This window comes from Pseudomonas sp. UBA5568, assembly GCF_002425525.1.
Taxonomy (GTDB): Bacteria; Pseudomonadota; Gammaproteobacteria; order Pseudomonadales; family Pseudomonadaceae; genus Aquipseudomonas; species Aquipseudomonas fulva.
Genome location: NZ_DIMK01000053.1, coordinates 1 through 17,549, shown reverse-complemented (window position 1 = coordinate 17,549; position 17,549 = coordinate 1). Strand labels below are relative to the sequence as shown.

Genomic DNA, 17,549 nt, shown 5'->3' with positions numbered 1-17,549 from the left:
TCCTGAAGTCGCGATCTGCGGGGTCTGAACTACCGCGCGCTTAGAAGCAAGATCAAGATCAAGATCAAGATCAAGATCAAGAGCGGCTATTTCAATGGACTGGCGCTCTTTGGGATGAAGTGTCTTGGGTACCAAGCATTCATTTTGCTCATTGCGGTGCAACTGCTTTGCACAATATTACAAGGCAATCCCATTTCATGTAGGAGCGGTCTTGTGCCGCGATGGGCCGCGCAGCGGCCCCAGGTTGTCGGTTAGAACGCCTATATAACTAAGGCTGCTGTGCGTCGCGTGCGGCCGGCCGGGTGTCGAAAAAACTACTGCCCAAAAGCCCGCCCCAGCCCCCCAGGCACACCACTGCTGTCGGTCTGCTGCCACGGTCCATCCGGGCTCACCGACCAGCTCCAGCCATTGTCGAACCGGTAATACGTTCGCTGGCGATAGAAGGTATTGGGCTTCTTGTCCAACACATACACGCCCAACTTGGGATCCCAATGGCTCGCCCCGCCCGGCGGCGGCGCAAAGCTTGCCGAGGTGCGCGGCACTGGCTTGGCTGGCGGTGCAGGCTTGCTCCCAGGCCCTGTAGGCTGCCCACCCGGCAGCGGCGTGACCACCGGGCCCTTGGGCGGCAGCCGTTCGATCGGTGGTTCAGGCTCAGGCTGCGAAGAAGGCCCATGCACCGTACAGGCCGACAAACCCAGCGCCAGGGTGATCAGGGTGAGGCGTACCGTCGCGTGCATAGGAAACTCTCTTACGAATCAGGGCTGTCGATGATCAGGCGCTGCTGGGCCTGGGTCGTATTGGGCAAAGGCGCGCTCTGGCCAACCCACTCACCACGGGTCGGCTGCCCATCCTTGGAAACACGCGCAACCAGTTGGACTTCGGCGAAATCGGACAGTTTCATCTGCGCCATCATCGCATCCGCATCTGAAAGCTCGACCTCGATCGGCAATTGCGCCACCGTCACCCGCTTGGCGGCAAGCGGCATGGGCGGGCCACTGCTGGCGCGGGCGAAAATGAAGACGGTGTCCTGTGCCTTTACCTTGTCCCGCAAAGCCGGCGCCAATTCCACCCGCACCTTCAAACGCACCGCAGCGGGTGCCGGCACCTGAGCGGTCTGAGTGCCCAACCGCTCGGCCGCACGGTCAATGCCACCCTGCAATGCAGCGCGCGAAGCATCTCCTTGCGGCAACTGCGCCAACAACCGCTTCCAGTACGCGATAGCCTCCTGATAGCGCTCACCTTCAAATGCCGCAATTCCACGCAGGCCCAGGCTGGTGACCTCGTTGGGGTCGGCTTTGAGCGCTTCGTCAGTCAATGCCTGCAGTTGCGCACTCCAGCGCTTGTCGGCCGCGAAATACAGGGCCTGGGCCCACTGGCCCAGTAACTCGGGCTGGCGACCGGCCATGGCCACTGCGCGCTCGAACGTGCGGGCCGCCTCGGCAGGGCGTTGTTCGGCCATGTAGGCACGGCCCAGGAAGTACACGGCCTCGGCTGAATCAGGTTGTGCCTGGACCACTCGCTCCAGACGTGCCGTCATCTCTTCCATCGACTTCGGTGCCTGGGCAAATTCCTGGGTCAGGGCCACTTTGTCCGCCGCACCGAAGTGCAGGTACAGCCCTAACGCCAGCAGCGGCACCAGGACGGCTGCCAGCAAAGGCAAGGCCTTGCCCAATTGACGCTGCCTGGCGGGTTCGGCGCCCTCGGTGTCGGCCAGCAACTCCCGGGCGGCTTCATCGCGGCCCTGATTCAATTGCAGGTCATCGAGCACACCCGATGCTTGCTGCGCGGCCAGCGCGTCGATGCGTTCCTGATAGAGCGCCACGTTGAGCGCTGTTCGGTCTTGCTCCTGCTGGCGGCGATGGCCACGCAGGATCGGGATCAGCAGAAAGCTGAGGGCCGCGAGCAGCAACAAGCCCGCGCTAAGCCAGAATTCAGTCATGGGTACGTTCTTTTTCCAGCAGGTTGGCCAGCCGTGCGCGCTCCTCGGCTGACAATTCATCAGTGCCTTGCACGGACGCCAGGCGACGACGCCGTACAATCACCGCCAATACGGCGAACCCGCCGGCCAGCAGAATGCCCGGGCCGAACCAGAGCAACCAGGTCCGGCCGCTCAGCGCCGGCTTGTAGCGCACGAAGTCGCCATAACGGTCCACCATGAAGTCGACGATCTGCTGGTTGCTCTTGCCCTCCCCCAGCATGCGGAATATTTCCCGGCGCAGGTCAGCCGCAATGGGTGCGTTGGAGTCGGCGATATCCTGGTTCTGACACTTGGGGCAGCGCAATTCCTTGGTCAGTTGTTGGTAGCGCTCACGCTCGGCCTGGTCACGAAACTGGTAGGTATCGATGGCGGCCTTGGCTACCCCACCCACGCACAGGCTCAAGGCCAGGGCTGCGAACCAGCGCTTCATGGTGTCGCCTCGTCGAGCAGCGCCTGGTAGCGTGGCGCCAACTGTTCTCGCCAAACGCTGGCGTCGACCACGCCCACATGCTTGTACCGAATCACGCCATCGCCATCGATCAGGAACGTCTCCGGCGCACCGTACACACCCAGGTCCAGACCTAGGCTGCCCTGCTCGTCGCTGATGTCGAGCAGGTAGGGGTTGTGGAACTCGGTCAGCCACTTCTGCGCTGCGGCGTTGTCGTCCTTGTAGTTCACCCCGTAGATGACCACACCCTGGGAAGCCAGCTGGTTGAGATAAGGATGCTCGACTTTGCACGACGCACACCAGGTGGCCCAGACGTTGACCAGCGCAGGCCGGCCCTGCAGGTCTGCCTGGGTAAGCGTACGGTCGCCCTGGGTGGAAGCCAGCGAAAAGACCGGGAACGGTTTGCCGATCATTGCCGAGGGCAATTCATCGGGCTTGAGAAACAAACCCTTGTACAGGAACACCGCCACCAGCAGGAACACCGCCAGGGGCACCACCATCAACCAACGTTTCATGCAACTGCTCCAGACACGCCCAGGGCCTCACGCACCCGGGACTTGACCTTGACGCGGTAGCGCCGGTCGAGGGCCGCCAGCAATCCGCCCAGGCCCGTCAACAGACCGCCCAGCCAGATCCAGCGAACAAAGGGCTTGATATGCACACGCACCGCCCAGGCACCGTTTTCCAAAGGCTCCCCGAGGGCCACGTACAGGTCGCGGGTAAAGCCTGCGTCGATCCCGGCCTCGGTCATCATCGACTGCTGCACGGTATACAAGCGTTTCTCCGGGTGCAGGGTGGCCACAGGACGACCCTCGCGGCTGACCACCACTGTGCCCTTGTCGGAAATGAAGTTGGGCCCTTCGAAGTGCCTGGCGCCCTGGAACAGGAAGTGATAACCGCCCAGCTCCACGCTTTCGCCCGGAGCCATTCGCAGATCACGCTCGGCGCTATTGTTGCTCGACAGCACCACCCCGAGGGCACACACCGCAAGCCCCAGGTGAGCGACCTGCATCCCCCAGTAACTGCGCCCCAGCCCAGGCAGCCCCTTGAGCAGCCCTTTGTGGCGCGTCTTGTCGAACACATCGCGCAGCCCTCCGAGCACCACCCAGGCAGCCAGAGCGAACGTGGTCAGTACCTGCCAGTCGAAATCGTCGACGATCAGGCCCGCCACCGGCGCCAGCACGGCGCTGCCGACGAGGACCGGCGTCATCATGCCCAGCAGCCACTTGCCAGGCGTATCCTTCCACCGCACCACTACCCCTACCCCCAGCACCAGCATCAGCAGTGCCATCAGCGGCAGGAACAGGGCATCGAAATAAGGCGGGCCTACCGAAAGCTTGGCGCCGGTCAGGGCGTCGAGCACCAGCGGGTACAAGGTGCCTAGCAGGATCATCGACGCTGCAACCACCAGAACCAGATTGTTCGCCAGCAGCAGGGTTTCGCGCGACCACAGGGCGAACCCCACCTGGCTCTTGACCACCGGCGCACGCAGGGCGAACAGGGTCAGCGAGCCGCCGACCACGAACAGCAGGAAGAACAGAATGAAAATGCCGCGCGAGGGGTCGGCGGCAAAGGCATGCACAGAGGTGAGCACCCCGGAACGCACCAGGAACGTCCCTAGCAGGCTCAGTGAGAACGCAGCGATGGCTAACAGAACGGTCCAGCTTTTGAACACCCCGCGCTTCTCTGTCACCGCCAGGGAGTGGATCAGCGCCGTCCCTACCAGCCAGGGCATGAACGATGCGTTTTCCACCGGGTCCCAGAACCACCAGCCACCCCAGCCCAGTTCGTAGTACGCCCACCAGGAACCCAGGGTGATACCCACGCCCAGGAAGGCCCAGGCTACCAGGGTCCAGGGCCGCGACCACCGGGCCCAGGCGGCATCCAGACGCCCGCCGAGCAAGGCGGCGATGGCAAAGGCGAAGGCGACCGAAAAGCCGACATATCCCATGTACAGCATTGGCGGATGCACGATCAGGCCAATGTCCTGCAGCAGCGGGTTGAGGTCACGGCCATCGACAGGCACCTGAGGCAGCAGGCGCTGGAACGGGTTGGAGGTGATGATCAAAAAGCTCAGAAAGCCCACGCTGATCATGCCCATGACCGCCAGCACCCGGGCGAGCATCACCTGGGGCAATTGCCGCGAGAACACCGACACGGCAAAGGTCCAGCCCCCCAGAATCAGCGCCCAGAGCAGCAGGGAGCCTTCATGCGCCCCCCAGACTGCGCTGAACTTGTAGTACCAGGGTAATGCGCTGTTCGAGTTGCTGGCCACGTAGGCAACCGAAAAGTTGTCGGTCATGAAGGCGTGGGTCAGGCACGCGAACGCGAACGTCAGGAAGGCGAACTGCCCCCAGGCTGCGGGCCGCGCCAGGCTCATCCACAAGCTGTCACCACGCCACGCCCCGAGCAGCGGCAGGCTGGCCTGCACCGCAGCGAAACAGATGGCCAGAATCATCGACAGTTGACCGAGTTCAGGTATCACCAACGCTGCGTTCATGGCCGCTCCCCCGTCTGGGCTGCCGCCTGGCCGCTTTCCTTCAGCGCCTTGCTGACTTCGGGAGGCATGTACTTTTCGTCATGCTTGGCCAGCACTTCGTCGGCCACCACCACGCCGTCGCCGTTGAGCTTGCCCAAGGCCACGATGCCCTGCCCTTCACGGAACAGGTCCGGAAGGATGCCGCGGTACGTGATGGGCACGGACTTGTTGAAATCGGTGACCACGAACCGCACGTCCAGCGAGTCGGAGGAGCGTTGCACCGAGCCCTGTTCGACCATGCCGCCGGCGCGGATACGCGTGTCCAGCGGAGCCTCGCCATTGGCGATCTGGGTGGGGGTGTAGAACAGGTTGATGTTCTGTTGCAAGGCAGTGAGGGCAAAGCCCACGGCAACCCCGACGCCGACCAGCAGACCGATGATGAGCAACAGGCGTTTCTTGCGCTGCGGATTCACTGCGTTTTCTCCCGGCGCAAGCGGCGCGCCTCTTCTTGCAGGTAGCGGCGCCGGGCCAGCACCGGCACGGCGACGTTGAGCGCCAGCACAGCGGCGCAGATGCCGTAGGCCGACCACACATAAAGGCCGTGATGACCCATGGCGATAAAGTCGCCGAAACTGGCGAAACTCATGGCACGGCCCTCCCACCCAGGCTGTTCGATACCTCTTCCTTCACCCAACTGGCGCGCGCCTCGCGCTTGAGCACCTCAAGGCGCATGCGCATCAGAAGCACCGCGCCGAAAAAGCAGTAGAAGCCCAGCACCGTGCACAACAGCGGCAACCACATGTCGGCGGGCATTGCGGGCTTTTCGGTCAGGGTGAAGGTGGCGCCCTGGTGCAGCGTGTTCCACCACTGGACCGAATACTTGATGATGGGGATGTTCACCACCCCAACGATGGCCAGCACGGCGCAGGCTTTCGCCGAGCTGTCACGATTACTGATTGCCTGGCCCAGCGCAATGATGCCGAAGTACAGGAACAAGAGGATGAGCATCGAGGTAAGGCGCGCATCCCACACCCACCAGCTGCCCCAGGTTGGCTTGCCCCAGATGGCCCCGGTCACCAGCGCCACGGCGGTCATCCAGGCGCCGATGGGGGCGGCGCATTGCAGGGCGACATCGGCCAGCTTCATCTTCCACACCAGCCCCACCACACCGGCCACCGCCAGCAGGACATAACAGGACTGCGCCAGCATCGCTGCCGGGACATGGATATAGATGATGCGAAAGCTGTTGCCCTGCTGGTAGTCCTGGGGCGCAAAGACCAGCCCCCAGACCGTGCCAACCACTAGCAATACAACGGCAGCGATGGACAGCCAGGGCAACATGCGCCCGCTAATGGCGTAGAACCATTTCGGAGAGCCCAGCTTGTGAAACCACGTCCAGCTCATTTTCATCAGGGTGCATCCAGGGTATTGGCCAGGCTTCAAAGCCCAGGCTCGTTATTCGCCGACGCTGATTTTCAGGCCGGCGGCGATCGCAAAGGGTGCCAGGGTCACGGCCAGGGCCGTCAGGCTGGCGAGCCAGAGCAGGTGGCCAGTGGCGGGCATATTCTGCAACGCCGCCTGCAAGGCACCACTGCCCAGGATCAATACAGGGATATACAACGGCAGGATCAGCAACGCCAGCAACAAACCGCCGCGCTTGAGGCCGACGGTCAGCGCGGCGCCCACCGCGCCCAACAGGCTCAATACCGGCGTACCCAGCAACAGCGAGCCCAGTAGCACAGGCAGGCAATGCCCAGGCAAGCCGAGCATCAGCGCCAGCAAAGGTGACAGCAACACCAGCGCAAGCCCGGAGAACAACCAGTGCGCCAGCACCTTGGCCAACACCATCAGTGCCAGCGGATGCGGCGAGAGCACCCACTGCTCCAGTGAACCGTCTTCGAAATCGCTGCGAAACAGGCCATCGAGCGATAACAACACCGCCAGCAATGCGGCCACCCACACCAGCCCCGGGGACAGGTTCTGCAACATCTGGGTCTGCGCGCCAACCGCCAAGGGGAACAAGGCCACCACGATGGCGAAGAACACCAGAGGGTTGGCAAGCTCCGCAGGACGGCGGAACAGCAACCGCGCCTCGCGCCGCAACAACAGGGTGAAGACGCTCATGCTGCCCATTGCCCCAGGTTGAGTTCTCGGTAGCCCGCAGGCGTGTGGGACAAGGTGTGGTGGGTGGTCAGCACCACGGTGCCACCGTGTTCGCAATGGCTGGCCAAGTGGGCCTCCAGGTCCGCGACACCCTGTTTGTCCAGGGCAGTGAACGGTTCGTCCAGGATCCACAACGGCGCAGCTGCCAAGTGCAGGCGCGCCAGGGCCACGCGGCGTTGCTGCCCTGCCGACAAAGTATGGCAGGGCACGTCCTCGAAACCACGCAGCCCAACGGCAGCCAGGGCCTGCCAGATCTGTTCGCGGCTGGCTGGACGGTGCAGCGCGCACAGCCAGGTCAGGTTCTCTTCGGCCGTGAGCAGTTCCTTGATGCCCGCAGCATGGCCAATCCACACAAGGATGCTGGCCAACGCATGCCGCTGTTCATCCAGCGGACGGCCACCGAGCAGGATCTGACCGGCGGTCGGCTGCATCAGGCCAGCCAGCAGGCGCAGCAGGCTGGTCTTGCCGCTGCCGTTGGGGCCGCTGATCTGTAGCATGTCGCCGGGTCGCAGCTCGAAGGCAAGGTGCTCGAACAGCAGACGCCAGTCGCGCTCGCAGGCCAGGCCCACGGCTTGAAGATGAAGGGTCACGGTTTCGCCTTATCGTTCTAGGGTTCGGGTGACGGTGCCCGGAGCCCGGAGCCCTGCCACTCAAGTCGCCCGATGCGCTGCCGTTACAGTGGCAACTACGGGCGGGCGGCATTATTACATGCACAGCCCTGCTGCCAAGAGGCTGAGCGCCTAAGGTTGTATACAATCATGACTGAAATCAATAGTCTCGGCCCGCAAACCGTCACTGGAGCCCAAGCGATCAAGGCTGCCATGACCGGCGAATTGCTGCGCCTCACCCAGGCTCAACCGGGTTTGCTGAGCCCTGGGGAGACGGCGCAGGCCGAGGTGGTTGCCATGCGCCAGACTGGCCAGGAGTTCCAGTTGGTGTTGCGCTTGCTGCAAGCCAACGGTCTGCAGACTCAACTGCAAGCCAGCGCCAGCCAGCCTTTGCCCCAGGGCAGCCAAGTGACCGTCAGCCAACCCGAAGCCGGGCGTCTGGCCATTTTGCTGCAGCAGGCCAGCGCTAGCCAAATCGCAACCCTCACCCGCCTGGATACTACGCAGGTACCGGTCGGTACCCTGGTGCAGGGTAAGGTCATGACCAACCAACTACTCCCTGAAGTACCGGGTCAGCCTGCAAGCTATCGCGCGCTGGTGAGCCTTCTCAATACCGCCCAAGCCGGTGCCGTACTGGCCGTGGACAGCCCCCGGCCGTTGGCAATCGGCAGTCTGCTCAGTGCAAGCGTACAGGGCGACCAGTCGCTGCAGTTCGTCCCCCTGGCCGGCAGGCAGGATCAATTGGGCATCGCCCAGCACCTTGGCAGCCAGCAGAACCGCCAGGCGTCGCTGCCAGGCCTGCTGGCCGGTTTGCAACAGGTGGCACGCGACGCCGGGACTGACAGCGAGCTGCGCACGACCGTCGAACGATTGCTTGGCGCGCTGCCGACAGTCCAGCAACTGGGGGATGCCAAAGCCGTTGCTCAGGCGTTGCTCAACAGCGGCGCCTTTCTCGAGGCCAAGTTGATGACAGGGACGACAGCCACGCTGGCCACTGACCTCAAGGCAAACATGCTGCAATTGATCAACCAGATCAGTGCCAGTAGCGCCCTCGGCCCACCAGCGGCGAGCGTGGCCGCGGCCATGCCCGCCCTGGTCCGAAACGCCCTGGGCATGCTGGAGCGGGTAAGCCCCAAACCCCAGCCCGGCGCGTTCCCCCTCCCCTCCAGGTTATTGCAGGCGATGGAAGAAGAAGGGGACCTGGAACAGCTGCTGCGCCTGGCAGCGGCCGCCGTCTCTCGCCTGCAAAGCCACGCCATGAGCAGCCTGCAGCAAAGCGGCACGCTGGAAAACGGCAACCTGCAGACCACTTGGCAGACCGAAGTGCCCATTCGCCATGGACAGGAGTTCGTGCCCTTGCAAATCAAGCTTCAGCGCGAAGAGACACCTCAGCAGCAAGCCGACCGCGAGCGTGAGGCGCCTGAAACGCTGCAACCGTTGTGGCGTATCGAGCTGGCTTTCGATCTGCCGCCGCTCGGGCCGCTTCAAGTCCAGGCCCAGCTGACACAGGGCCGTCTGAACGGCCAGCTGTGGGCCGAGCGCGAACAGACCGCCCGCCTGATCGAAGGGCAGCTTGGCGCGCTGCGTGAGCGCCTGCTGGCCCGCGGTCTGCTGGTCGATGATCTGCACTGCTACCCCGGCAGGCCTGCACAAGGCTCACGTACCAGGGTCGAACAACGTTGGGTGGATGAAAACGCATGAGTAACCCTAACCCGCGTCAGGCCGTGGCGCTGAGCTACGACGGGCAGCAGGCGCCGACACTGAGCGCCAAAGGTGACGATGAGTTGGCAGACGCCATCCTGGCCCTGGCCCGCGAACATGAAGTGCCCATTTATGAAAACCCTGAGCTGGTTCGTTTACTGGCGCGTCTTGAACTGGGCGAACAGATCCCTGAGGCGCTGTATCTGACCATCGCCGAAGTCATCGCTTTCGCCTGGCAGCTGCGCGGCAAAGTACCACCGGGCTTCGAGGACACCCCGGCTGAGCCGAGGGACATTACCCCGGCGCACTTGCGTTTGCCTGAAGGGTAGTAGTTGGCTACGACCCAAAACTGCAGGCGCATCGACACTGTATCGGCTCTATCCACTACATGAGTCGATAACCATGGCTACTACCTTCGTCAACTCAGTCGGCCAACGGTACGTGCGTAATCACCTGCGCAACATACCGCGCCCAGATCGCCAGGCCGCCGCTGCTATACGCGAGTGGGCTCAGCGGCAAGGCCATGACCTGGATCCGGATCAGACGGATGTCGTCACCTTGCACTACCGGGGCGATGAGGCCGTCGTGATGCAACGGCTTTCGCTGACCCAGGCGGTGCTGTCGAACTGGCAGGGGGAAACCTGCAAGAATCTGTTGGGGCAGTTGCTTCCTGGCGAGTGGGCAGGTCACATGCCATCGCGCCCGTTCAAAATCGTCAACCGCCTGCCCGAGAATAGCGTGCTGGACAACAGGCCTGCCTATTCGGTCTTCAATGGGCTGTTCCGCAGAACCCAACCCGCACGCTACGACAGCTCGACCCACCTGCCCATCGACGTCGAAGCCATGCAGCACGCCATCTGGGAGCTGGATTTTCACACCCGTTTCGTCGCCATGCTCGACGATTACTGGCACAACGCCCGTGACAGCCACCAGCAATGCCTGCAAATCGGCTTCGTAGCGGCTTGCAACAAGCAAGTGCAAGAGGGCTCGCTCAGCGACACGGCGCGCCAGATGCTCTGGGAAGCAGCAGGCCTGGCGCCTCGCGCTACCAGTCTCAGAATCCGGGCGCTCAATGTCTATGGCTACACAGCCACCGACCTGATCGCAATCGCTGACCAGCACAGGCGCGGGGTGGTGCTGTACCTTCCAGGTAATGCCTCGCCTTTCCATGAGTTCGCAAGCCTGGACAGCATGAAAGACTGGTTTGGTGACCAGTGCCGCGTTGCAGAGAAGCGTGAGGCACTGCGCCGATATTTCCGGCTAGCCGATACGCCAGACGGGCTGGACTTCAGCGGCTTGGATACGGCGCTCGAGGGGTTAGGCGCCTATCCTGCCGTTTATCATCGAGCGCCCAATCGTTCCGGTTTCACAACCGATGGTCAGTGGCCGCCGCGGCAATACGTCTACTACAAGACCAAACAGTACAGCCCGTCGATCAAGGATGACTTGTTTGCCGTGCTTACTGAGCGTCAGCGCGTGCGCAGTTACGCCGATGCGGACTTCATCATCACCAGTGACCAAGCCGTGACCAAGGCAAAATGGCGAGGCTATGTGCTCGCCTCGATCAATTTACTGGCACCACTGGCGATCGTGATTCCTGCCCTGGCACCTATGCTTGCGTTGGCAGGCGCCGCTCAGTTTGGCTTGGGCCTGGATCAGGCCATCAATGGCAAGACACTGGAGGACAAAGCGCAGGGCGTCAGCAACACGGTTTACGGACTGTTCAACGCCCTCCCCCTGGTTGGCGAGGCCACGACGCGCGCAACAGAAGTGTTCTGCGCACAACGCTCGCGCTTCTTCACGCCCATCCGTTTGAACGACCAATTGGGCTACCCGCTGAGCCCGATAAACCCACCGCATTTTTCCGAGCCGGAGATCGGTGATTTCTTCGGCGATGCGCTGCAGCCCGTGCCGGCTGACGATAGCCCGGTCGCGCGCTCCATCATCCGAATACCTGTCAGTGAGCAGGGACCCGCGCAGCTGCAAGGGGAAATCGGCGGTTACAACGCAAACGTGCTGTACGACAGTGAACACGATGCTTTCATCGTCGATGATGCAGTCAACGATGTGGACCCAACCTATTACCAGGTGACCCCGGGCCGTCGTGGCCTTACCCCAGTGGATATCACGACGCGCCCGGTTACCGACGAAATGCGCTCGGCAACGCTCAGGGGCCTTGGTATTGATCTGCCATTACCGCTCGATATCCCTGCCGTCGACCACTCGGCGGCTCAGCCTATTCCCAAAACCATTTCCAGCCTATGGGTAGGCAACAAGATCATCGCGCCTGAGCTTGTAGACAACTTGGCCGCCAACGCAGAGCGCCTGAGCAACAGCAATTACACTTACCGCCTGTACTTGTCCAAGGCAGAACCCCAGGCCTTTGAAGCCAATCGGCAACTGCTCAATGAACGCGCGCCCAGGCTTGAAGTGCTGCCTTTGGAGGAGCAGCCGTTCTATGCGCACTTCACTGAAAGCGTGAATTTCGAGCAATACCAGCATGCCACCAGCGATCCTGGGGCCAATTACGCTTCGGCATCGGACATCTTGCGCTATTCAATGCTCGACAGTTTGGGGGGCATCTACATGGATGTCGACGATTCGCTGCTACCCCATCCCGAGGCACCGCAGGACCCTACTCGCGCTGCTATTGAAACCGTCGAACTGGCCACGACACAGGACGGTTTCATCCTGGGTGACCCTACAAACAACGATACGCTCGGCATGCACTGCCACTACAACACCAACATGATTGGCACTCATCCTTCAAACCCCAACCTGCAGGCGATCAGCGATCTCATGCGCGAACGCTACCAGGCCATGCCAGACTTTTATCAGCACAGGCCCATCACCGGCACTGCCGGTTTCAAGGCGTATGCCAGACGCCTGAATCACTTGACGGGCCCCGCAGTGCTCAATGATGTGATCGATCAGCACTTACCCCGGCTCTACCGCTTGCGCCAACTCACCAACCTGCACACATTGCCACAGACCAAACCGCTGTTTCTGACCATTGGCAAGACGCAGGCGGTAAAGGCGGCGATTACCCACGACTTGGCACTGGGCAATGTTGCACAAGTGGGCAACTACCATTCGTGGGGCAAACCTTGAAACGCACAGGGCGACTGGCGCCGCCCTGATGTTCAGTCGTTGCGATGCAGCTTGCTCATCAGCTCGGCCTCGGCCTGGGTCAGGCCGCAGGTTTCGGTGAGTTCCGACACGCTAGCGCCCATGCCGACCAGCCGTGCAGCCTGGGTGAAGGTGACGCTGCTCGGGTCACGCTGCTCCAGCCGTTCCAGCCGGTCGGGCAGCGTGGCCACCGCACCGCGCAGCTCATGGATGGCGTCGCCCATGCGCACGGTGACGTTCTGGTAGTCATCGAGCCGCTTGCCGAGGTCCTTGATACGCTGGTCGCGCAAGGCATCGCCAATGGCCTGCTGCGCAGCCAGCTCGCGCTGACGCTTGGTGTAGTTCAGGAAGAACCACAGGCTCAAGGCCCACAGCAGGGCCAGTAAGATGACGCCGACCTCGAAAATCAAGTCAGATGTTCTCCAGTTCCGACCACTCTTCCTCGGTCATCATCTTGTCCAGCTCGACCAGAATCAGCAATTCGCCATTCTTGTTGCACACGCCCTGGATGAACTTGGCCGATTCTTCGTTGCCGACGTTGGGCGCGGTTTCGATCTCGGACTGGCGCAGGTACACCACCTCGGCGACGCTATCGACCAGAATGCCGACCACTTGCTTGTCAGCTTCGATGATGACGATGCGAGTGTTGTCGGTGACCTCGGTTGGCATCAGCCCGAAGCGCTGGCGCGTGTCGATCACGGTCACCACGTTGCCGCGCAGGTTGATGATACCCAGCACATAGCTGGGCGCACCCGGCACCGGGGCGATTTCCGTGTAGCGCAGCACTTCTTGTACCTGCATCACGTTGATGCCGTAGGACTCGTTGTCCAGACGGAAGGTAACCCACTGCAGGATCGGATCTTCAGAACCTTGTGCGGACGACTTTTTCATTCCCCTACCCCTTGAAATCCGCCTTTGGCGGTGTGTTCGGTGTGATGTGCTGTTTGGCGTGCAACTGCTTGACGGCGCCGCTGGCGATCAACTCGGCCAGCTCCGCCACGTCCAGCAGTGCACACATGTGTTCAATGACCGTGCCGGCCAGCCACGGCCGCTGGCCCCGCTGGCTACGCCACTTGATCTCGGACGGGTCCAGGCGCAGCGAGCGGCTGACCTGATGCACAGCCAGCCCCCACTCGTAGCCCTGGACAGAAATGACGTATTGCAGGCCCTGGCGGAAATCATCGCGGTAGCGGTCAGGCATGACCCAGCGCGCGGTGTCGAGCACCTTGAGGTTGCCAGCCTGGCAGGTGAGGATGCCCAGGAACCACTCGGGCTGCCCGAACAGCGGCGTCAGCTCGCGGTCGGCCAAGGTGTAGATCGAGCCCAGGCACACCAGCGGCACGGCCAAGGTCAGGCCGGCCACATCGAACAGCAGGCACTCGAACGGCTCGGCAGCCCAGGCCGGGCGCCCATCGACGGTGGCCGGCGGTACGGGCACATCCGGTGCAGGCAGGTGGACGTCCACCAGGGGCATTGCCGGCTCCACAGCCGGGGTATCAGTCAAGACCGGGATGCTGGCCTCGGCCACCACTGCCTGTTCCACCACCGCCACCACGGGCGGCTGCACAGGTATGACGCTAGGCAACACCGCAAGCCTGGGCTCGGCGAACGGCCGCTCAGGTGCGGGCGGCGCCGGTTGTGCCTGCGTGGCCTGGCCAGGCTGACGCGCATCGCGGGCCTGCTCCTGGCGCACCGCCAGGGCGAAGTCATCAGCCGCGCCTGGCGGTGGCGGCGTCTCCAAGGGCTCGGTGGCTTCCTGGAGCAGACCGTCAAGATAGGACTGCAGGGCCAACTGGGGCTTGCTGCTCACTTGCCGTGTTTGTGTCATCAGGCCACCTGCGCCGCGGGCTTGTAGGTCAACAAGTGCTTGAGCAGCGCCCGATAGGCCACCAGCCCTCGGCTCTTGTTGTCGAATTGCGACGGCGTGACGCCCTTGCGGCTGGCATCGCGCAGCCGCGTGTCCACGGGAATGTAGCCCTGCCATACCTGTTCGCCGTAGGCATCGCGCAGCAACTTGAGCGTTCCCAGGGACGCCTGGGTACGTCGGTCGAACAACGTCGGCACGATCTGGTAAGGCAGCGCCTGGCGCCGGGAGCGGTTGATCATGGCAAGGGTGCCGACCATGCGCTCAAGTCCCTTGACGGCCAGGAACTCGGTCTGCACCGGGATGACCAGTTGCTGGCTGGCCGCCAGCGCATTGACCATCAACACCCCTAGCAAAGGGGGGCTGTCGATCAATGCGAAGTCGAAGTCTTGCCACAACTGCGCCAGACTCTTGGCGATGACCAGCCCCAAACCGTTCTGACCGGGCGATTGACGCTCCAGCACAGCAAGGGCAGTGCTAGAGGGAAGCAATGAAATGCGCTCGTCACTGGTTGGCAACAGCAACTGCCCCGGCAGCCCGTCCGGAACGCTGCCCTTGTGCAGGAACAGGTCGTAGCTGCTGTGCTCCAGCGCATCGGGATTATGCCCGAAATAGCTGGTCATCGACCCATGCGGATCAAGATCGACGACGATTACACGCTTGCCGGCGTCGGCCAGAAGGCCAGCCAGGGCGATGGTGGTGGTGGTCTTGCCGACGCCACCTTTTTGATTGGCTACTGCCCAGACTCTCATCAGGCAAACTCTGTCCGTGGGTGAGGCAGGGCGCGTGGTGTGCCCGCTGCCTTGCTGGAAAATGAAAGGCGTGGATGGCTGTCGGTCAGGCGCCGTGCATGGACATCCGCCAATGGGGCGACAGAGAATTGACGAGTCACTGGCCTGCCACCGCTGCTGAGCTTGCCGGTGCACTTTGTGTGCCAGCCCGGCGCAGTGCAGCATCAGGCGTGGCATTGGCAGCACCGGTACTGGTCAGGCTGCGGCGCACCTCAAGGTTGCGGGATATCACCAGTACCACGCGCCGGTTACGGGCCCGGCCCTCGGGGGTATCATTGCCCGTCACGGGCTGATACTCGCCGTAGCCCACCGAGGCCATACGCCCAGGGTTCACGCCGCCCATGGCCAACAGCCTGACGATACTGGCGGCACGGGCCGAGGAAAGCTCCCAATTGGTCGGGTATTGCGCCGTACGGATAGGCTGGTTATCGGTGAAGCCTTCGACGTGAACCGGGTTGGCGAAAGGCTTGAGAATGGCCGCCACCTTGTCGATGATGGCGAATGCATTATCACTGGGCATGGCATCGCCACTGCCGAACAGCAACGAGGAATTGAGCTCGATCTCGATCCACAGCTCGTTACCCCGGATCGTCATCTGATCACCCTTGATGAGGTCACCAAAGGCGTCGCGCACTTCATCGGCGATGGTCTTGAGCGGGTCGTTGCTGGCGGCCGTCAGGCCAGCGTCGGACTGCTCGCTGTCCTTGACCAAGGGCTGGGCAGGTCGAACGGTCAGCGGGCGCTCATCCCCGATGGGAATGGGCCTCATGCTGCGCTCAGGGTCGTTGAACACGCCCAACAAGGCTTGGGACACCACCTTGTACTTGCCCTCGTTGACCGAGGAAATCGAATACATCACCACGAAAAAGGCGAACAGCAAGGTGATGAAGTCGGCGTAGGATACCAGCCAGCGTTCGTGGTTTTCCGGCTCCTCGGCATGACGGCGACGACGCATGGGCTACTCCATGAAGCCTTGCAGCTTCAGCTCGATCGAGCGCGGGTTCTCGCCTTCGGCAATGGACAGCAGGCCTTCGAGGAGCATTTCCCGGTAACGCGACTGGCGCAGCACCAGCGCCTTGAGCTTGTTGGCGATGGGTAACAGGATCAGGTTGGCGCTGGCGACCCCGTAGATGGTCGCCACGAAGGCAACGGCGATGCCGTTGCCCAGTTGCGCCGGGTCGGCCAGGTTGCCCATGACGTGAATCAGCCCCATCACCGCGCCGATGATTCCGATGGTCGGAGCGTACCCGCCCATGCTCTCGAAGACTTTGGCAGCCTGCAGGTCACGGCCCTCCTGGGTCAGGAAATCCACTTCGAGGATGCTGCGAATGGCTTCGGGCTCGGCGCCGTCGACCAGCAACTGCAAGCCCTTGCGCGCGTAAGGGTCAGGCTCGCCATCGGCTACCCCTTCCAGCCCGAGCAGGCCTTCCTTGCGCGCCGTGAGGCTCCAGTTCACCACGCGATCAACCCCACCCGGCAGATCGACGCGCGGTGGAAACAGGATCCAGCGCAGGATCTGCAAGGCCCGCTTGAACGAGGAGAGCGGCGATTGCAGCAAGGCTGCCGCCAGGGTACCGCCCAATACGATCAGCGCTGCCGGCCCATTGATCAAGGCGCCCACATGGCCGCCTTCGAGGAAGTTACCGCCCACGATGGCGACAAAAGCCAGGATCAGGCCAATCAGGCTGAGCACGTCCATCAGACGCACGCCTCCACCAGGTGCCGGCCAATATCGTCGAGGCTGTACACCGCATCGGCCAGGTTGGCCTTGACGATCGCCATGGGCATGCCATAAATCACGCAGCTGGCTTCATCCTGTGCCCACACCGTGCTGCCACCCTGCTTGAGCAGGCGCGCCCCTTCCCGACCGTCCGCGCCCATGCCCGTCAGTACCACGGACAACACCTTGTCGCCATAGGACTTGGCTGCCGAGCCAAAGGTAATGTCCACGCAGGGCTTGTAGTTGAGCCGCTCGTCACCGGGCAGAATCTTCACGGTTCCACGGCCATCGATCATCATCTGTTTGCCACCGGGGGCCAACAGCGCCAGCCCGGGGCGCAGAATGTCGCCATCTTCGGCTTCCTTGACGCTGATCCGGCACAGCTTGTCCAGGCGCTCTGCAAAGGCCTTGGTGAAGGCTGCCGGCATGTGCTGGATGAGCACGATCGGCGCCGGGAAATTGCCTGGCAATTGCGTGAGCACGCGCTGCAAGGCCACCGGTCCCCCGGTCGAGGTGCCGATGGCAACGAGCTTGTAAGGCTTGCGCTTGGGCGCAGGCGAATGGGCAGCCGCCGGCCTGACGGGGGCAGCGGTGCTGCGCACCGGTGCCGGCGCTGCAGCGCTGGTGGCTGTTGTGGGCGTCGGCGCAGGGGCAGCAGCGGGCGCGAC

At 62.7% G+C, this 17,549-nt stretch carries 20 protein-coding genes; 3 read left to right on the top strand and 17 right to left on the bottom strand.

All coding sequences use genetic code 11. From position 1 onward, the window contains the following. Nucleotides 1-314: 314 nt before the first annotated feature. Genes B2S33_RS16995 through ccmA form a run of 10 tightly spaced genes read right to left on the bottom strand, consistent with a single transcriptional unit; the run spans nucleotide 315 to nucleotide 7,658 of the window. Nucleotides 315-737, bottom strand: a complete 423-nt coding sequence (locus B2S33_RS16995) for a hypothetical protein (protein ID WP_027915977.1) — start codon at nucleotides 735-737, stop codon at nucleotides 315-317. An 11-nt stretch (nucleotides 738-748) separates the two neighbouring features. Next, nucleotides 749-1,939, bottom strand: a complete 1,191-nt coding sequence (gene ccmI / locus B2S33_RS16990; RefSeq protein WP_028687979.1) for a c-type cytochrome biogenesis protein CcmI — start codon at nucleotides 1,937-1,939, stop codon at nucleotides 749-751. After that, a complete protein-coding gene (locus tag B2S33_RS16985; RefSeq protein WP_027915975.1) occupies nucleotides 1,932-2,408 on the bottom strand; it encodes a cytochrome c-type biogenesis protein in 477 nt (158 codons plus the stop codon). The genes ccmI and B2S33_RS16985 overlap by 8 nt, the downstream gene beginning before the upstream one ends. Then, on the bottom strand, nucleotides 2,405-2,941 hold the full coding sequence (locus B2S33_RS16980) for a DsbE family thiol:disulfide interchange protein (protein ID WP_023533963.1): 537 nt from the start codon (nucleotides 2,939-2,941) through the stop codon (nucleotides 2,405-2,407). The genes B2S33_RS16985 and B2S33_RS16980 overlap by 4 nt, the downstream gene beginning before the upstream one ends. Further along, the gene (locus B2S33_RS16975) at nucleotides 2,938-4,911 is read right to left on the bottom strand and encodes a heme lyase CcmF/NrfE family subunit (protein ID WP_173645908.1); all 1,974 of its coding nucleotides are present in this window, start codon (nucleotides 4,909-4,911) and stop codon (nucleotides 2,938-2,940) included. The genes B2S33_RS16980 and B2S33_RS16975 overlap by 4 nt, the downstream gene beginning before the upstream one ends. 11 nt (nucleotides 4,912-4,922) lie before the next feature. After that, on the bottom strand, nucleotides 4,923-5,378 hold the full coding sequence (gene ccmE / locus B2S33_RS16970) for a cytochrome c maturation protein CcmE (protein WP_110607609.1): 456 nt from the start codon (nucleotides 5,376-5,378) through the stop codon (nucleotides 4,923-4,925). Continuing rightward, entirely contained in the window at nucleotides 5,375-5,551 is a 177-nt protein-coding gene (gene ccmD / locus B2S33_RS16965; RefSeq protein WP_023533952.1) for a heme exporter protein CcmD, read from the bottom strand. Before ccmD ends, ccmE begins: the two co-directional genes overlap by 4 nt. After that, entirely contained in the window at nucleotides 5,548-6,315 is a 768-nt protein-coding gene (locus tag B2S33_RS16960) for a heme ABC transporter permease (protein WP_197874223.1), read from the bottom strand. The genes ccmD and B2S33_RS16960 overlap by 4 nt, the downstream gene beginning before the upstream one ends. A gap of 45 nt (nucleotides 6,316-6,360) precedes the next feature. After that, a complete protein-coding gene (ccmB, locus tag B2S33_RS16955; protein ID WP_049695734.1) occupies nucleotides 6,361-7,029 on the bottom strand; it encodes a heme exporter protein CcmB in 669 nt (222 codons plus the stop codon). Beyond that, the gene (gene ccmA, locus B2S33_RS16950) at nucleotides 7,026-7,658 is read right to left on the bottom strand and encodes a cytochrome c biogenesis heme-transporting ATPase CcmA (protein ID WP_049695633.1); all 633 of its coding nucleotides are present in this window, start codon (nucleotides 7,656-7,658) and stop codon (nucleotides 7,026-7,028) included. Before ccmA ends, ccmB begins: the two co-directional genes overlap by 4 nt. Nucleotides 7,659-7,826: 168 nt before the next feature. Between ccmA and B2S33_RS16945 the strand changes: the two genes are divergently transcribed. The 3 genes from B2S33_RS16945 to B2S33_RS16935 all read left to right on the top strand — a co-directional run bounded on the left by B2S33_RS16945 (nucleotide 7,827) and on the right by B2S33_RS16935 (nucleotide 12,488). After that, nucleotides 7,827-9,377, top strand: a complete 1,551-nt coding sequence (locus B2S33_RS16945; protein WP_286751096.1) for a flagellar hook-length control protein FliK — start codon at nucleotides 7,827-7,829, stop codon at nucleotides 9,375-9,377. Further along, complete coding sequence (locus tag B2S33_RS16940) at nucleotides 9,374-9,706, top strand: EscU/YscU/HrcU family type III secretion system export apparatus switch protein (protein ID WP_027915968.1); 333 nt, start codon at nucleotides 9,374-9,376, stop codon at nucleotides 9,704-9,706. Before B2S33_RS16945 ends, B2S33_RS16940 begins: the two co-directional genes overlap by 4 nt. A gap of 73 nt (nucleotides 9,707-9,779) precedes the next feature. After that, the gene (locus tag B2S33_RS16935) at nucleotides 9,780-12,488 is read left to right on the top strand and encodes a dermonecrotic toxin domain-containing protein (protein WP_288650708.1); all 2,709 of its coding nucleotides are present in this window, start codon (nucleotides 9,780-9,782) and stop codon (nucleotides 12,486-12,488) included. Between the two features lie 32 nt (nucleotides 12,489-12,520). Here B2S33_RS16935 and B2S33_RS16930 read toward each other — a convergent pair whose 3' ends face one another. From B2S33_RS16930 to cheB, 7 genes are all read right to left on the bottom strand, one after another. Next, nucleotides 12,521-12,916: a DUF2802 domain-containing protein gene (locus B2S33_RS16930; RefSeq protein ID WP_023533917.1), complete on the bottom strand. Its 396-nt coding sequence runs from the start codon at nucleotides 12,914-12,916 to the stop codon at nucleotides 12,521-12,523. 1 nt (nucleotide 12,917) lies between these two features. Then, nucleotides 12,918-13,397, bottom strand: a complete 480-nt coding sequence (locus tag B2S33_RS16925) for a chemotaxis protein CheW (RefSeq protein WP_003254393.1) — start codon at nucleotides 13,395-13,397, stop codon at nucleotides 12,918-12,920. 4 nt (nucleotides 13,398-13,401) lie between these two features. After that, nucleotides 13,402-14,334 (bottom strand): CheW domain-containing protein, encoded by a 933-nt coding sequence (locus B2S33_RS16920; protein ID WP_027915966.1) that lies wholly within the window; start codon nucleotides 14,332-14,334, stop codon nucleotides 13,402-13,404. Next, the gene (locus tag B2S33_RS16915; protein ID WP_027915965.1) at nucleotides 14,334-15,122 is read right to left on the bottom strand and encodes a ParA family protein; all 789 of its coding nucleotides are present in this window, start codon (nucleotides 15,120-15,122) and stop codon (nucleotides 14,334-14,336) included. The genes B2S33_RS16920 and B2S33_RS16915 overlap by 1 nt, the downstream gene beginning before the upstream one ends. 136 nt (nucleotides 15,123-15,258) lie before the next feature. Next, a complete protein-coding gene (gene motD / locus B2S33_RS16910) occupies nucleotides 15,259-16,116 on the bottom strand; it encodes a flagellar motor protein MotD (protein ID WP_028687986.1) in 858 nt (285 codons plus the stop codon). 3 nt (nucleotides 16,117-16,119) lie between these two features. Beyond that, the gene (locus B2S33_RS16905) at nucleotides 16,120-16,860 is read right to left on the bottom strand and encodes a flagellar motor protein (protein WP_027915963.1); all 741 of its coding nucleotides are present in this window, start codon (nucleotides 16,858-16,860) and stop codon (nucleotides 16,120-16,122) included. Further along, nucleotides 16,860-17,549, bottom strand: a 690-nt coding sequence (cheB, locus tag B2S33_RS16900) for a chemotaxis-specific protein-glutamate methyltransferase CheB (RefSeq protein ID WP_288650705.1), incomplete at its 5' end; no start/stop codon positions are given. The genes cheB and B2S33_RS16905, both read right to left, overlap by 1 nt.

Bases quoted from the DNA above. Each gene is read 5' to 3' on its own strand.
- B2S33_RS16995 (WP_027915977.1), bottom strand. From the start codon at position 737: ATGCACGCGACGGTACGCCTCACCCTGATCACCCTGGCGCTGGGTTTG.
- ccmI (WP_028687979.1), bottom strand. From the start codon at position 1,939: ATGACTGAATTCTGGCTTAGCGCGGGCTTGTTGCTGCTCGCGGCCCTC.
- B2S33_RS16985 (WP_027915975.1), bottom strand. From the start codon at position 2,408: ATGAAGCGCTGGTTCGCAGCCCTGGCCTTGAGCCTGTGCGTGGGTGGG.
- B2S33_RS16980 (WP_023533963.1), bottom strand. From the start codon at position 2,941: ATGAAACGTTGGTTGATGGTGGTGCCCCTGGCGGTGTTCCTGCTGGTG.
- ccmD (WP_023533952.1), bottom strand. From the start codon at position 5,551: ATGAGTTTCGCCAGTTTCGGCGACTTTATCGCCATGGGTCATCACGGC.
- B2S33_RS16960 (WP_197874223.1), bottom strand. From the start codon at position 6,315: ATGAAAATGAGCTGGACGTGGTTTCACAAGCTGGGCTCTCCGAAATGG.
- ccmB (WP_049695734.1), bottom strand. From the start codon at position 7,029: ATGAGCGTCTTCACCCTGTTGTTGCGGCGCGAGGCGCGGTTGCTGTTC.
- B2S33_RS16945 (WP_286751096.1), top strand. From the start codon at position 7,827: ATGACTGAAATCAATAGTCTCGGCCCGCAAACCGTCACTGGAGCCCAA.
- B2S33_RS16940 (WP_027915968.1), top strand. From the start codon at position 9,374: ATGAGTAACCCTAACCCGCGTCAGGCCGTGGCGCTGAGCTACGACGGG.
- B2S33_RS16935 (WP_288650708.1), top strand. From the start codon at position 9,780: ATGGCTACTACCTTCGTCAACTCAGTCGGCCAACGGTACGTGCGTAAT.
- B2S33_RS16925 (WP_003254393.1), bottom strand. From the start codon at position 13,397: ATGAAAAAGTCGTCCGCACAAGGTTCTGAAGATCCGATCCTGCAGTGG.
- B2S33_RS16920 (WP_027915966.1), bottom strand. From the start codon at position 14,334: ATGACACAAACACGGCAAGTGAGCAGCAAGCCCCAGTTGGCCCTGCAG.
- B2S33_RS16915 (WP_027915965.1), bottom strand. From the start codon at position 15,122: ATGAGAGTCTGGGCAGTAGCCAATCAAAAAGGTGGCGTCGGCAAGACC.
- motD (WP_028687986.1), bottom strand. From the start codon at position 16,116: ATGCGTCGTCGCCGTCATGCCGAGGAGCCGGAAAACCACGAACGCTGG.
- B2S33_RS16905 (WP_027915963.1), bottom strand. From the start codon at position 16,860: ATGGACGTGCTCAGCCTGATTGGCCTGATCCTGGCTTTTGTCGCCATC.